This window comes from Paenibacillus sp. FSL H7-0714 (assembly GCF_038003765.1).
In the GTDB taxonomy this organism is placed as follows: Bacteria; Bacillota; Bacilli; order Paenibacillales; family Paenibacillaceae; genus Paenibacillus_AQ.
The window spans coordinates 1,778,249-1,793,963 of record NZ_JBBOPT010000001.1; the positions used below are offsets into that span (position 1 = coordinate 1,778,249).

At 43.7% G+C, this 15,715-nt stretch carries 12 protein-coding genes; 8 read left to right on the top strand and 4 right to left on the bottom strand.

Annotated features, from left to right (window positions below; translation table 11 throughout):
- Window positions 1-54: 54 nt before the first annotated feature.
- From NST34_RS07865 to NST34_RS07895, 7 genes are all read left to right on the top strand, one after another.
- Window positions 55-987, top strand: coding sequence for a peptidase U32 family protein (locus NST34_RS07865; RefSeq protein ID WP_341127521.1), 933 nt, complete (start codon window positions 55-57; stop codon window positions 985-987).
- 97 nt (window positions 988-1,084) lie between these two features.
- Window positions 1,085-2,416, top strand: a complete 1,332-nt coding sequence (locus NST34_RS07870) for a peptidase U32 family protein (protein ID WP_339801835.1) — start codon at window positions 1,085-1,087, stop codon at window positions 2,414-2,416.
- Window positions 2,417-2,732: 316 nt separating this feature from the next.
- Window positions 2,733-4,910: a methyl-accepting chemotaxis protein gene (locus NST34_RS07875; protein ID WP_076284267.1), complete on the top strand. Its 2,178-nt coding sequence runs from the start codon at window positions 2,733-2,735 to the stop codon at window positions 4,908-4,910.
- 162 nt (window positions 4,911-5,072) lie between these two features.
- Complete coding sequence (locus NST34_RS07880; protein WP_340968204.1) at window positions 5,073-6,953, top strand: cache domain-containing sensor histidine kinase; 1,881 nt, start codon at window positions 5,073-5,075, stop codon at window positions 6,951-6,953.
- Between the two features lie 22 nt (window positions 6,954-6,975).
- Window positions 6,976-8,283, top strand: coding sequence for an ABC transporter substrate-binding protein (locus NST34_RS07885; RefSeq protein WP_081382962.1), 1,308 nt, complete (start codon window positions 6,976-6,978; stop codon window positions 8,281-8,283).
- Between the two features lie 45 nt (window positions 8,284-8,328).
- Window positions 8,329-9,393 (top strand): LacI family DNA-binding transcriptional regulator, encoded by a 1,065-nt coding sequence (locus NST34_RS07890; protein ID WP_339269736.1) that lies wholly within the window; start codon window positions 8,329-8,331, stop codon window positions 9,391-9,393.
- Between the two features lie 57 nt (window positions 9,394-9,450).
- A complete protein-coding gene (locus NST34_RS07895; protein ID WP_341061523.1) occupies window positions 9,451-10,011 on the top strand; it encodes a GNAT family N-acetyltransferase in 561 nt (186 codons plus the stop codon).
- A 62-nt stretch (window positions 10,012-10,073) separates the two neighbouring features.
- Here NST34_RS07895 and NST34_RS07900 read toward each other — a convergent pair whose 3' ends face one another.
- The 4 genes from NST34_RS07900 to NST34_RS07915 form a co-directional block, all read right to left on the bottom strand.
- Window positions 10,074-10,976 (bottom strand): manganese catalase family protein, encoded by a 903-nt coding sequence (locus NST34_RS07900; RefSeq protein ID WP_076284263.1) that lies wholly within the window; start codon window positions 10,974-10,976, stop codon window positions 10,074-10,076.
- Window positions 10,977-11,251: 275 nt separating this feature from the next.
- Window positions 11,252-12,424, bottom strand: a complete 1,173-nt coding sequence (locus NST34_RS07905; RefSeq protein WP_341061524.1) for a glycoside hydrolase family 130 protein — start codon at window positions 12,422-12,424, stop codon at window positions 11,252-11,254.
- On the bottom strand, window positions 12,424-13,638 hold the full coding sequence (locus tag NST34_RS07910) for an AGE family epimerase/isomerase (protein WP_341061526.1): 1,215 nt from the start codon (window positions 13,636-13,638) through the stop codon (window positions 12,424-12,426). The genes NST34_RS07905 and NST34_RS07910 overlap by 1 nt, the downstream gene beginning before the upstream one ends.
- Before the next feature lie 22 nt (window positions 13,639-13,660).
- Entirely contained in the window at window positions 13,661-14,611 is a 951-nt protein-coding gene (locus NST34_RS07915; RefSeq protein ID WP_341061527.1) for a glycoside hydrolase family 113, read from the bottom strand.
- Between the two features lie 302 nt (window positions 14,612-14,913).
- Here NST34_RS07915 and NST34_RS07920 point away from each other — a divergent pair, with 302 nt between their 5' ends.
- Window positions 14,914-15,693 (top strand): response regulator transcription factor, encoded by a 780-nt coding sequence (locus NST34_RS07920; protein WP_042186104.1) that lies wholly within the window; start codon window positions 14,914-14,916, stop codon window positions 15,691-15,693.
- Window positions 15,694-15,715 lie beyond the last annotated feature (22 nt).

Genomic DNA, 15,715 nt, shown 5'->3' on the forward strand with positions numbered 1-15,715 from the left:
TATTAAAATGAAGAGTGGTGCGGTTGAAATAACTGTACAAGTAGGAGGTACAATATGATTAACAAACCGGAATTGTTGGCGACAGCAGCATCCTTAGAGGAAGCTGCTGCTTTGCTGGATGCCGGAGCAGATGCATTGCTCATCGGGGATGACCGTTTTGGCATGCGTCTTGCCGGACATTTCTCTCTGGAGGATACAGCTGCTGTTGTAGAAATGGCACATGCGCGTGGCTGCAAAGTATATGCTGGACTAGGTGGACTCATGTCCAACCTTCTTCTCGAAGAGCTCCCTGCCTATGTGAAGGCGATAGGTGAACTTGGTGTTGACGGTGTTGAGTTCGGTGATCCTGCTGTGTTAACCACAGTGAAGAAGGAAGCACCGGGCATGAATCTGCATTGGAATGCGGAAATGACCTCTACCAATTACGCAACCGCGAATTATTGGGGGCGTAAAGGTGCTACTCGCGTCGTTCTTGCCCGTGAGCTGAATATGGATGAAATGACGGAAATGGTTCCGCTTTTAGAGGTAGAGGCACAGGTTCAGGTTCACGGCATGACCAATATATACCATTCCAAGCGTAAGCTTGTAGAAAGCTATATGTCACATCAAGGACGTCCAAGCGAGGGCGGCAGTCTTGGTAAGGAACGTGGTCTATTTTTGATCGAGGCAGAACGAGATGACCAAAAGTTCCCAATCTATGAAGACGAGAACGGTACACATATTATGAGTTCGGAAGATATTTGTATTTTGGAGGATCTTCATATCCTTATGGCTGCAGGCGTACAGAGTTTTAAGATTGAAGGATTGTTGAAATCAACAGCGTATAATGTGGCGGTTGTTAAGACTTATCGCAAAGCTATTGATCTCTATGTAGCTGATCCAGAAGGATATTCTTTCCAAGAGGATTGGATGGAAGCTATAAGAACGCTGCAGGATCCAGAACGGGAGCTAAGCTTCGGATTTTTCTATAAAGAGCAAGTATATTAAGTTTAATTTAATGAGAGTTTTTTAGTTCCCCGCAAAGACTAGGTGCAGTAAGCATGCATAGACATCACTTTGTGGGGCGATGGAGGGGAGAACAGGAATGGGAACCATGACAAAGCCGCAATACAAGGGCAAACGTTACCGTCTGGACAAACCGGAGCTCCTAGCTCCGGCCGGTAATTTGGAGAAATTAAAATTCGCAGTACACTATGGTGCGGATGCTGTTTATATCGGAGGGCAGAAATACGGTTTGCGTTCAGGAGCAGACAATTTCAGCTTTGAGGAAATGCGTGAAGGTGTTGAATTCGCCAAGAAATACGGCGCTAAGGTATTTGTTGCAACGAACATTTATGCTCACAATGAAGATGTCGCAGGGATTGAAGAATATCTGCGTAACTTATATGAAGTTGGCATTGCTGCTATTATCGTTGCTGATCCGGTCATTGTTGATACAGCACGCCGTTTAGTTCCTGGATTAGAGGTACATTTGAGTACTCAGCAGTCTACACTAAACTGGCAAGCGGTATCCTTCTGGAAAGAAGAGGGTCTGCCACGTGTAGTACTCGGACGTGAGACAAGCCTGGAAGAGATCGCTGAGATTAAGAAGCATGTTGACATTGAAATCGAGAGCTTTATCCATGGTGCGATGTGCTCTTCGTACTCCGGTCGATGTGTATTATCCAATCACTTTACAGATCGTGACTCCAATCGCGGAGGCTGCTGTCAGTCTTGCCGCTGGAAATATGATTTGTTCGAGGATGCGCGTCCTGAAGGCACTTGGGTATCTGAAGAAGATCAAGCTGTAGCACAATCTCCGGCCCCTTTGCTTCCGGGTGTAACTCAGATTCCACTGCATCAGCAAGGAGATAATCCTTTCTCCATGGGATCTAAGGATTTGTGCATGCTGGAAAGTATCCCTGAACTCATTGAAGTAGGCATTGACAGCTTCAAGATCGAGGGACGAATGAAGTCGATTCACTATGTAGCTACTGTAGTTAACGCTTATCGTAAAGCTATTGATGCTTACATGGCTGATCCGGAAGGGTACGAGTTGAAGCAAGAGTGGCTGGATGAGCTGAATAAAGCGGCGAATCGTCCGCTTAACACAGGGTTCTTCTATGATACTCCGGATCATGAAGATCATATCTATGAGCCTGAAGAAAAAGCCGCTCCTTATGATTTTGCCGGACTTGTACTAGAATACGATGCTGAAAGTGGAATGGCGCTCATTCAGCAACGCAATCACTTCAAGCCAGGGCAGGAAGTTGAATTCTTCGGACCCAATGATACATTCTTTAAGCAGACTGTAGCGGAATTGTGGGATGAAGCAGGCAACCCGCTTGACGCAGCTCGTCATCCTCTGCAACGTGTCCGCATGAAGGTAGATCAGCCGGTAGCATACTTTGATATGATGCGTAAGAGAAAATCTTAATAAGATACAGGGATGTTCTTTCTATAAGAGCATCCCTGTTTTTCTTTTGACAAAGCTAACAATAAGATATATATATTAGTAACTAACAAATAAATCCAAAAGGAGGGTAGAACGAAGGGAGTTTTTTTGTTTCAGAATACATAGGTTAAAAGTTATAAAAAAAGTATAGTAAAGCTAAGAAAAAAGGCCTAATAAACCGATATATAATATGGTTAGCGCTTTCATATGTCCTCTAATATTAGCGGGTAGATGATCATGATGGGGATCCTGATCAAAATAGTATTAGTGAAAAGCATAAAGAGAGAAGGTTAGAGAGATGAAGAAGAACAATAAAAAATCCGTAAATGTACAGAGCAATGAAGTAGGTACAGGAAAGACATCAAAGTTAGATGCTAAGAAAATGATGTTGGGTTGGGGAAGCCAAATCAAGAGAGTTAATCCTATCCAATCCGTCGGTGTGAAGTTATTTCTAATATTCTTATGTTCCACTGTAATCGTAGTTATGTCACTTGGACTTATATCTTATTCGAAGGCAAAAACAACGATAAAGAATAACGTATCCGAAGCCTACCGCCAGACTATTGTTCAGACTGCTGAGAAGCTGGATATTACCTTGAAGCAATATGAGAATACGGTATTGCAGCTCTTTTTTGATGTGCAGTTGCAAACGGATCTTAGATCAATGGCTACTGCACAAACTGCTTACGAGAAATTTGAAGCAACAAGCTCAATAAGTAAGAAATTGTCCAATCAGACTACAACAGATTCTAATATTCTCAGTGTCGCATTGATTCCCGAGTCACTTGAACAGGAAATTGTTACATCTGGCAGTGGTGGCATTTATTTTGATGGATTACGAGAACAAGAATGGTTCAAGAAAATTGTGGCCGATTCTAAAGAATATAATTCTTATTATTCAGACGCTAACAATAACGACTCTAAAAATATTTGGTTTTCAACCTCTCTTCAAGGAGCGGAAGAAAAAGATATTGCTTTGGTAAGATCTCTTAAAAGTCTGGGAGCAGATAAAGGATACATGATTATGCTTGTGTTGAAGAATACACTGCTGGAAGAATCTTTCGCAAGTGTGAAGCTGGGAGACGGCTCCCGTATTCAACTTGTGTCTCCGCAAGGTACAGTAGTGGCTTCTTCTAATCCGCTAGACGATGGAAAGTCATCGGAGTTTTCTTTTATCAAAGAGAGTAAGAAAAATAATAATAGCCTAGAAGCTAAAGATCCAAACGGAAAAGAAATTCTGGCGGTCTTTAATCCGATGATGCGGGCAGATTGGAAGCTCGCAGGTGTAGTTCCTACAGAAGAACTAGTGAAGGAAGCCCGTCCGATTCTGTTGACGACGTTCATTACGGCTGCCGGTGCGGCATTGCTTGCGATATTTATTGGGATTTGGATGGTTCGTATGATTGCTCGCCCTCTGGCACGATTGAAGGATCTTATGGTTCAAGGTGCAAGCGGAGATTTAAGTGTACGTACAGAATATGTGTCTAAGGATGAGATTGGACAACTATCAGCCTCCTTTAACTTGATGATGGAGCGTATTACTGAGCTTGTATCGCAAACTAGAGAAACTGCACGAGATGTGCTAGAGACCGCTGGCGAGCTTGGAGAAGCTTCGCGTAAGACAGCTATTTCCGCGAAGGAAATAGCAGCCGCTACGGAAGAAATTGCTGGAGGAGCAGGCAGTCTGGCACTTGAAGCTGAACGTGGTAATGAGCTTACAGATGTGATAGCTACGCAAATGCAGACCGTGATTAGTGCCAATAGTGAGATGGATGAGGCAGCACGCGGGGTTGGAGAAGCTAGTGCTCAAGGTGCCAAGCAATTAACGGATTTACTGGATCAAACTAGCCGTACTGGGGAAAAGACAGGTGCGCTTGTAGAACGTGTTAACAATTTGAAAGAAACAGTATTCTCAGTGATTAAGGTGCTGGATGTGATGAAGAGTATCACACAGCAGACGAATATTTTATCATTGAATGCGACGATAGAAGCCGCACGTGCAGGCGAAGCTGGCAAGGGCTTTATGGTGGTAGCAGGTGAGGTAAGACAGCTTGCCGACCAATCGAAGCAGTCTATTGCTCTTGTAGCCGGAATCACCGACAAGATCATAACGGAAATGAACGAAACGGAAGCTGTATTATCTGAAGTGGCACCTCTCTTTAAAGAGCAAATAAGCTCAGTGAAGAGCACGAGCGATATCTTTGTATCCGTAAAAGGACAGATGGATGAGTTCATTACTAGTCTGGAATCGGTGACAACAGCGATCAGTAGCTTGAATCATTCACAGGTTGTGTTGTCGGAAGCCATGGGTAACGTAAGTGCTGTAGCTGAGCAATCATCAGCGACTTCCGAAGAAGTGGCTTCACTCAGTAATGAACAACAAAGTGTAAGTGATCAACTCGTTTCATTGTCAGGTAAGCTGGAAAGTGCTTCAGGACAGTTAAAGGACAAACTGTCATTATTCACGATAAAATAAGTGGGTCCCTAACAAATTTTTATGATTTACATAACAAAACCGCTTCTTCGTTATGAGGAAGCGGTTTTGTTATTGTGTAAAGAAGGACTTCCCCGTATAATAATTTTGTTAGGTAAATAATAATAACAAGTTAGGTAAAAAAGGGTTAAGGAGAAGGACCGTATGAAAGGTAAACGCATCTTTGGCTGGTGGTCCGTTATCGGGGACATGAGTATGGAGCGCAAGCTGCTCCTCGTCTTTTTAATAATTATTACCCTTCCGCTTACCTTCATTAGTGTGTTTACTTATAAGAGTTATTCAGAATCTATTCAGGGCAACACCATTGCTTATTCTGAGAAGCTAATCGATCAAATGATGGATGGAGTAGATGATTATATCGAAGATATGAAGCGTATTTCATCTATGCCAGCCTATGTGAACGATATTAAACAAAATTTAATTCGTTCGAACCACTATCACGAGCAGAAAGAGATCATGGGTGGCGAATCAGGCAGTGCTACATTGTTACCCGGAGATTTTGATTTACTGTTGTCCATTCAGCGGGGCATAGAAGGCAACATTTCATTTATTAACAATATTAAGCGAGGCGCGAACACGGTTTATATTTTTGACGCGCATGGGAATGGTTATTATTCTGCCAAGGATGGTGGAGTACGGCTCGACCTCGATCAAAGCTATAAGTACTGGAGTCAGCAGACGAAGGATTCCAGCGGAGAGGCCCTTTTGTTTGGTACCCAATCATTTACGAGTAATTTGCAGAGCACTCGATATGCTTTTACCGTTGTTCGCAAAATCGTGGATGGTTTGTTAAATCCGATTGGGCTGATCGCGGTTGAAGCGAATATTAGCAATTTGGAGAATCGGGTTACGGAGCTGGATAAAGTAACGCATGGCAAATCTCTGATCGTTGATGAGATGGGGATGGTTGTGTACGACAGTGACAAAAAACTTCTTGCCACGGATGTATCTGATTCAGAGCTATTCAAAAGGGTCGATGGGAAATCCGGAAGTTTCTATGATACAGTCAACGGAAAAGATTTTCTAAATATTTACTCAAGCTCTAGCAAGACGAATTGGAAGGCCATTATTTCGATTCCTGTAGATGTGCTAATGCGGGATGTGAAGGTAACCCGTAATACAACGCTCGCTGCTACATTAAGTATCATTGTACTTGCGTTAATTATCTCCATTATCCTTTCCTTTGCACTCACTAAATCACTATCGCAGATGATTCAACTGATGAAAAAGGTTCAGGGCGGCGATCTAGATGTGATGTTTAGGGTTAGACGGCGTGACGAGATTGGTCTGCTCGGGCATCAGTTTAATCGAATGTTGGCTCGGATCAGGCAGTTAATTCAGGATATCTACCGAATTGAAGAACAGAAGAAGGAAGCGGAGCTTCACGCACTGCAGAGTCAGATTAATCCTCATTTTATCTATAATACGTTGGAGTCGATCCGAATGACCGCTGAGCTCAATGATGATATTGAAGCTGCGGACATGATCTCAATTTTAGGTAAACTGCTACGATATAGTACAAGTGATTTGAGCGGCAAAACGACAATGAAGCAAGAGCTTGGATATGTACGCAATTATGTTGAGCTGCTGAACTGTCGCTACCCTAATCGTTTCGTACTCGAGATCGACGTACCGAAGGAGCTAGATAATTACTCTATTATCAAGCTGGTCTTCCAGCCGATCATAGAGAATGCTGCTTATCATGGCTTGGATGATAATAAACCACAAATGCATTTAAGTATCCGTTGTGAGATGACTGAGCAAATGCTGTTCTTTCATATTAAGGACGATGGCTGTGGAATGGATAAGATCACTTTGGAGAGATTGAACGATGGGCTGCAGAAAGAAAGTCCTCCTAAGAAAAGTATCAATGGGGGCATTGGTATGAAAAATATACAGCAGCGAGTGCGCCTTCATTATGGAGCGGCTTTTGGAATTGAGGTATATAGTGAGCTTGGACAAGGGACGGATGTTATTTTGTCACTGCCGTTGCTGGAACCGGAAATGATTAGATTATCTGACTGAAATAAGAGGAGGCTGTCCGTTGATGGGGATGAGATTACACTGGACTACGCGTACCATACTGCTGCTTCTCATTTTGTTATCGATTAGTGGCTGTGAGAACAACACCAAGCAGACGGAATCTACAGTGCCTCCAGTTGGAAACGAGGTGAAGTCTGACTTATCCGGCACCATAGTCATGATGACCAATCGAATAGATCTGATTGAGAACGGAACCTTTCAAGGGTACGCAGACCAATTTAAGCAAAAGTACCCCGAAGCGAATGTTGAATTTGAAGGTTTATCCAATTACGCAACGGACATTCTGGTAAGACTGTCCACCAAGGACGCCGGAGATGTACTTTTGCTTCCTGTGAATCTTCCATCAAAGGAACTGGATTATTTTTTCGAACCGTTGGATGAAGAAACTTCGGCTAGTGAGCGCTTCACTTCTTTTGCTACTTATGATGGTAAGCGATATGGGCTATCTACGGGAACTACCACGGTAGGGATTGTCTATAATAAAAGGTCCTTCGAAAAAGCAGGAATTACCGCGGTTCCACAGACACTGGATCAATTCTACGAAGCTTGCGCTAAATTAAAAGAGGCTGGAATTATCCCGCTGTATATGAATTATGGAGCCGTCTGGCCACTGCGTGAATGGGGAAATAGTCTGGTCAATTATATGACAGGCAACCCTGAGTATCTAAATAATATGGTAAATGAGGATAGTCCATGGCAGCTTGATAATGAGTGGGGGAAATCCATTTCCATTGCTCGAACCTTAATTGCTAAAGGTTATGTAGAGAATGAACTCTTCTCGAACAATTGGGAGATCTCTAAGACTAGACTCGCTAAAGGTCAAGCTGGCATGTATTTACTTGGAAATTGGGCGGTTGGTCAAGTGCTTGATGTGGGGGCTTCACCAGATGATATCGGATTCTTCCCATTTCCTTATGATAATAGCAGTACTCACTATGCGCCGATCAATCCAGACTGGTTCGTGGGTGTTAGCAAATACAGTAAGAATAAAGAGCTTGCAATGGCTTGGTTGAATTTTTTTGTAAAAGAGACTTCGTATTCAGATGATTGGGGATTCCTTCCTGCTGATGGTAGTCTGAACCCTTTTATGCCGCAGTACCGTGAATTTTTATCTTATGAACCTAAGCTGGTTTATGGCACGGTACAAAGTGATGCGTTCATCGATCTGGCAAATGGAGCTAAGCTGTCCTTTTGGTCCGGAGATTATATTCAAGAGTTACTTGCTGCGCCTGATTTACAAAAGTCTTTTGACGAATTAAATGCAAAATGGACGGAAGCGCGGGTAGCTACACAGGTAACTTCTCAGCCTTAACTTTAGTTTAACATTAATTTTATTACAATCTCTGGAGGGTTTAATATGGCTAAAAAGGTCACCATGCAAAAAATAGCTGATCATCTCGGTGTATCCAAATTTGTTGTCTCCAAGTCACTTTCTGGTAAAGCTGGCGTTAATGAGACGACCAGAGAACGAGTGATTCAAGCGGCTTCGCAGTTAGGCTATTTTACGCAAAAAAATGCTTTTGTCCAAGGTGTCAAGCGTACTCCTCCGGTAGGGGGTAGTGATCGGAATAAGCAATCTGTGCTTGTATTAATGCCGAATATCCGCTCGCAAACTCAGGATTCCTTGTATTGGGGAAAAATTGTGGACGGTATTGCCCTTGCGCTGGATCAAGAAGGACTTGGAATGGTGATCATCTCTGAGAATCGTGCGGATAATTTCGTGAATATCCTGAACCCAAGCGGGATTCTTGGTTTGGTAGGTGTGGGCGAAATCTCCACTTCCTTACTACTTGAGGTACATCGCATCGGTCTGCCGATGGTGTTGATTGACCATGAAGATCCATTAATTCCAAGTGATACTGTATTCGCGAACAATGTGGATTCCATGGCTCGACTTACTAATCATTTGATGGGGACAGGCCATACACAAATGCATTTTATCGGGAATATTGGATTTTCACGCAGTTTTAGGGATCGATGGATTGGCTTCCGTAGTGCGCTGGAGGAGAGTGGGATAAGACTGCCTTTGGAAGATGATGCGAATCTCTTTTTAGAAGGGGTGGAGGAAGAGGTATTCCAAGAGGATTTTAAAAATTGGGTGATGAAGCGGAAAAAAGCTAAGACACTCCCAACCGCCTTGGTCTGCGCCAATGACAAAACAGCACTTACGGTCAGTGACATCCTGAAGGCAGAAGGTCTTAATATTCCAGGGGATATCTCGGTCACGGGCTTTGATAATATTGAGGATGCCTCAAGAGGCATTCCGCCGCTTACTACTGTACATGTCCCTAAAGAAGCGATGGGCCGGGCGGCAGTGGAGAAATTGCTAAGTCGGATTGGGCATCCCTCTGCACCATTGGAGAAGATCCTGATTGCAGCAGACATAGTGCATCGTGATTCTGTGGATATACCGAGAGAATAGAAATTAGCCTTTAAAAATAATTGAAAGCCATGGAATTTTGGTTAGGGGGACTCAGTTATGTCAGAAGCAGTTGCAATACCAAAGATCGAAGGCGAAAATATTCATCTGCGTGGTGTAGGAGAGTCCGATCTGGAGGCCTATTACAAATTTTTACTTGATGATGAGATGGGTCGTCTAACAGGGTCGCAAGGGGGAATCTCTCGCGAGCAAACATCGGCTTGGATTCGAAAGATTAGTGTTCCAGCTGAGGATCGTGTGGATCTTATGATTATCGTCAAGGAAACGGATGAGCTTATTGGAGAAGTGGTTCTGAACGAAATAGATCCGGACAACCGTAGCGCAAATATTCGAATTGGGATTCGTAGTGATGAACATAGAGGGAAGGGTTACGGTACTGAGGCTATGACTCAAATGCTGCGATATGGCTTTGAAGCCTTGAAGCTGCATCGTATCCATCTGGGTGTATATCCTTTTAATCCAAGAGCCATTCATGTCTATGAGAAGCTTGGTTTCAAGCACGATGGTGTGGAGCGGGATGCTCTTTATGTAGACGGAGAATTTCATAACATGATTCTGATGTCTATGCTGGAGGATGAATATCGGGCTTTGTACAATTAAAAAAAGTGAATCTATGGTGAGGAAGACGCTGCGTAAATTCCTCACCAGATTCACTTTAAATATTATTCGGTAATATTTCCAGCCATTTTGAGGCGTTTGGCAATTTCTTTAAAGTCTTCGGGGGAGATTCCTGGGGCGAACTCCTCTTCGACAGCAGGAGCTACGGGGATCGGGAAGCCTTTAGGTGCTCCCTTAATGACTTCAAGCGGGAGGTTATCCTCTGGGTGGGTTCCCTTCCAAATCTGATCGATAGCGCCGAAGTCACTGTCACTCCAGGTGTACAGCTTTGTATGCACACCTTTCTCCTCGTATTTCTTCGCTTCACTAAACGATTTGTTATTTAACGAAGGAACCGGCACGAGTTTCGTTACATTAACACCTGTTGCGATTTCGATGGCTTTGGCATAAGCGACCACATGGACACCACCGCGCACTAAGAGAAATCCGACTACAGCGCGTGCAGCTGGATGGTCCGTCATTTCGTAAACTTTCATTTTATGTGTTCTGGCTCCACATTCGAGGAAGAAGTTATGTAGCAGATCTTCCACTAGGTTGCCGCTATTAAATACATTTGCTCCGGTCCATGGATTCCCCGTTGAATCAAAAGGCATAGCACCTTGAGCCCCCGCCAGAAAGTGATAGGATAAACGCGCATCTTTTACGGACCCTAGAGGGGTGGAATCTGGCTCTTTATAACTTGTTGACCCTCGAAGGCATTTGTTGATGGCATGCGAAACTAGCTCCACATGGCCTAGCTCTTCCGCTGTTATACTCATCACCAAATCATAAAAGGGTTTCAGTTTGTCTTTTGAACGGAAATTAAAGGATTGATAGAGATAATTGTTAAGGGTCGACATTTCTCCAAACTTTCCGCCAAGCAGTTCTTGTACAGCGGCAGCAGCATTGGGATCTGGCTTCTCAACTTCAGGAATCTCGATCATGATCTCATCCATACGTTTGAACATTTATATCTCAGCCTCCTTGGAGTTAGGGGATTACTGAGCTATTTTGAGCTTAATCTATAGGAATTAATCATTAAACGGCTAAAAAGTATGGATATTTATCAACAATAAGGGAGTATCCATGAACAGATTTACAAGTCGAAAGAGCATCAGTAAACACTATCAGATACCCACAGTAACGTGCTAGGGGACACAGAATGATCAAAAACGCAGAGCAGCGACCCCTCCATTAAGGAGAATCGCTGCTCTGTTGATTTTTAAGGACTCTGAACTCTTATTTACAGCGCTAAATTACGATCGATGAGGGCGATACGTTGCTCTACACAAGCATAAGAGCGGAGTGGATCTTCTGGTGTGTTCAGTACGTAATCTAACATTTGTTCAACCGTAGTTGTTGCTACATGGATGCGGGTGTCGGAGGAAGCGTAGTAGATATAGATCTCACCGTTATCGCGTGCAATTACACCGTTACAGAATACAACGTTGGAGACATCACCGACACGTTCTTCACCGTCTGGTGCGATGAAATGACCACCTGGTGAATGTGTGACTTTGTTTGGCTCCTCCAGGTCAGATAAAAAGGCATAGAGGACGTATCTAAGCCCAGCTGCAGTGTTTCGCACACCGTGTGCGATATGCAACCAGCCTTTTGGTGTTTTGATTGGAGCTGGACCTTGGCCATTCTTAACTTCCTTGATGGTATGGTAGTGGCGCTCATCCATGATTGTCTCACTTGTAATCACGGCATCCTCAATCGTATCCGAGAGTCCCCAGCCAATACCGCCACCGGAGCCTGCATCAATAAAGCCATCCTGAGGGCGAGTGTAGAAGGCGTATTTTTCATCCACAAATTCAGGGTGGAGCACGACATTGCGCTGTTGAGCAGAACCTGTCTTAAGATCGGCCAGACGTTCCCAGATCTTCAGATCCTTTGTACGGACAATACCACATTGTGCTACTGCGCTGGAAAGGTCACCGTGTGGAGCGTCTGGATCTTTACGTTCTGTACAAAAGAGGCCATAGATCCAGCCATCTTCATGGGGTACGAGACGCATGTCGTAGACGTTGATATCCGGAACTTCTGTTTCGGGCAGTACGACTGGATGATCCCAGAAGCGGAAGCCATCCACACCATTGTCACTTTCAGCTACAGCAAAAAAAGATTTACGGTCATTACCTTCCACGCGGGCAACAAGATAGAACTTACCGTTAAGTTCTATGGCACCAGGGTTGAAAACGCCGTTGACGCCGATTCTTTCAGCGAAGTAAGGATTAGTGTCAGGGTTGAAGTCGTAACGCCAGATTAGAGGAGCGTGCTCGACGGTAAGCAGTGGATAAGCATAACGGTTATAAATACCGTTTCCATAAGGAAGCTTTTCATTTTTACGGGTGATCAGCGCTTCATAACGTTCTGTTAATTGTTGTTTGCGTTCATGAAATAACGATGACATTATACAGTCTCCTTTAGGGTTGAATTCAGTCGTGCGATCATTTCGAAGCAGGCTCTGCTGTTATGATAAGGGCATTTCCAGGCACTAACCTTGGTTGCGTGAGGGAGGGGCAGATGGTTCTCGTCCACGCCCCAGTACCATTCGCCTAGTTTGTGATCCACCATATATTTATCGATAAAAGTCCAGGAGGCTTGGGCAGCCTCGTTAAATTTGCTGTCACCGGTCAGCTGATAAGCATTATAGAATCCAACAACCGCCTCCGCTTGCGGCCACCAATCTTTATCTTTGCTTAGCAATCCGCTCGGATCAGCTTCATTCCATATCCCGCCATCGGTATCTATACCTTCTGCAAGAACAGCTTCTGCCATGGAGATAGCGACGGTTCGAACACGCTGTAGCAGCTTTTCTTCGCCAAGTATTTCTGCGGCTTCCACAAGCAGCCAGCTGCCTTCGATATCATGTCCATAGGAGATAATATCTGACTTTACATTCCATGCCTCATCTAAGAAAAGATGAAAATGCTTGCCTTCGTTATCAATGATATGGTCCAGCATCGTTTTGATTAGCTCAGCCAGCGTACTCGCCAACTCCTCTGACTTCCATACTCGATAAAGTCCGGTATACGCTTCCAACACGTGTAGATGCGTGTTCATTGATTTTTTCTCATTCAAGTCCTTGCTGCTAAGACTGAGGTTATCCGTGATTTGCCATTCCCGAGATAAAGCTTCAACATAACCTTTATAAGTTGAATCATAGCCATATTTCTCAACAAGCTGGAATATTTGAATGGCCTCATCTAACACCTCAGGCCGTCCAGTCGCGTGGTAGAATTCAGCCAATGCGTAGATAGTAAAAGCTTGGCCATAGATCTGTTTTTTCTCCTGAGAAGGTTTGCCTTCAGCATTCACCATCCAGTATAATCCGCCATACTCCTTATCGATGAAATGATCCATCAAATAGGCATAGGCACGTTCTGCCATGGCCAGATATTCTGTCTTGCCGTAGATCCGGTAAGCGCTCGCAAAGGACCAGAGGATGCGGGCATTAAGCACAAGGCTTTTCTTCGCGTCAGGCACAATGTTCAGTTGATTGTCGATTTCACCAACAAAACCGCCGTTGATTTCGTCCTTCGTTTGTTTCATCCAAAAACTAAGAATATTACCCAGTAGCTCATCCTCAAGCTGAGCCAGCCATGATTCTGGTGAATTAATCATTGGTAAGTAGTCACTCCTCACATTACTTATTGATTTTCGAGGTGAAGTATTCGTTGATGATCCCAGCGGCTTGTTTGCCATACATACAATAATCATCATTGTGTTCTGCTTCATGAATTGGATAAAGATGAGTAGGCCAATCCCAAAGCATAAAGCCCTGAACCCAATCTCTGCGCTCACAGCTTTGAAACATTGCCTGATAGAAGTTGCTTTGTTCTGCTTGACTTGGTTCACCCTTCAAGGTCCAATCATTAGGAATCGCCGCACTCCCGCTTCGGCTTGGGCAACCCGCTTCCATGAAAAAGAACGGCTTATTCTGTGATCTCACCACATGCTCAATCCGGTCGAGCTGAGCTTCCCAATCGTTAGCTGGATAATATCCACTTGAAGAAATTACATCGAGCGCATCCCACCAGGTCACGTTATCCTCCTGATACTTATCGCAATTATAAGTAAGAATTCCTGAGTAAACCTTCCGAACCTCGGAAATAAGCGAACGCCATTCGGTTTCTCGTCTATCCGTTTGTACAAGCTCGCAGCCGATACAGAACATCTCACAGCCTGTTTCTTCAGCAATAGCAGCATAATGCAGAATAAATTTAGTATAAGAGCTGAACCACTCAGACCATTTAGGCTCGCAAGGAACATCCTTATCGAAAAAGTTAATGTGAGCACGCCAAGTTCCATCCGCGCAATTAACGATCGGCTTCAGGCATACCTTTAGCTGCAGTGACTTCGCTTTACTGATGGACTGTTTCACTTCTTCGTCGGTAACGGTTGGAGCCTCCCCATAGGGAATTTCCGTAGAATGAGCGGTAGCTTGAAGCGCACTAAAGGCAATGGCCGTCCAGTTCGCTCCAGTGACTGAAGACATGAGTTCCATCGAACGTTCCGCTTCTTCCGTTTTCCATGAACCACGTGTACCCGAGAAGCCCCAGGTTATGCCTGCAATGTATTCGTTGTTAAATATCATCGAGAATCCCCACCTTACATTGAAAATAGAAAAGAGAATAATTAGTAAATTAATTTTGTTATATAGTTATTATTAATTTGTTAGTTTATAATAACAACTTAATTTAGTTATATACTTTTTCGAAGATGATTTCAAGGACAATTTATAGTTGCAGCTGGGAAATTAGAATAACTTTCGTTATAGTAAATACAAGACTATAAAAGAGTGCAATCGTACATTGACGTAATACATAGGAAGAATTCTATTCGTGATGATGGAGCAATCATAATAACTGGCAGATACAACTGGAGGGAAGTGCTCAAATGATAAATGTTATGATTGCGGACGACGAGGAGGTCATTCGCAGGGGGCTCGAAAAAATCACATCGAGGATGGAGCTAGATGTACATGTAATTGGATCCTACGGTAACGGGGTGGAAGCCTGGGAGCATTTTGAAAAGTTATCCCGAGATGACATTGATCTGCTTATTACAGATATCAAAATGCCTAGAATGGATGGCTTTATGTTGATTGAACAGGTTAGAGGACATATGGAGGATATACCTATTGCCGTTCTTAGCGGTTTTAGTGAATTTGAATATGCCCGCCGAGCAATCCGCCATGGGGTGATGGATTATTTACTAAAACCTATTGATAAGACTCAGCTATATGAATTGCTCAAGAGAGTAGAGGATACAAAGAAAAAGAACGTCACAGAGCAGGAGGAGATGTTCTCTCAAGCGGCAGATGGTGGAGAGCATTACGTAGTTGAACAGACTAAAAGCATACTGGAGAGGGAGTATGATCAGAACTTCGAACTTGAGCGTTTGGCGGAGACCGTCGGTATGAATGCGAGCTACCTCAGCCGGTTGTTTAAAATAAAGACGGGGCAAACCATCACCGATTATCTAATTCGGATTCGTATTACTAAGGCGAAAGAATTGCTGATCGAGCATCCCGACTTAAAAAATTATGAAATTGCCGATAAGGTTGGCTATAGTGATCCGGTTTATTTTAATAAATTGTTCAAGAAAATGTGTGGTATGACACCTAAGGATTACAAAAGTGGCTGTAAATTACCGAAAATGGAACGTGAGTTTTAGTCCTATATAGGAAGCTATTATT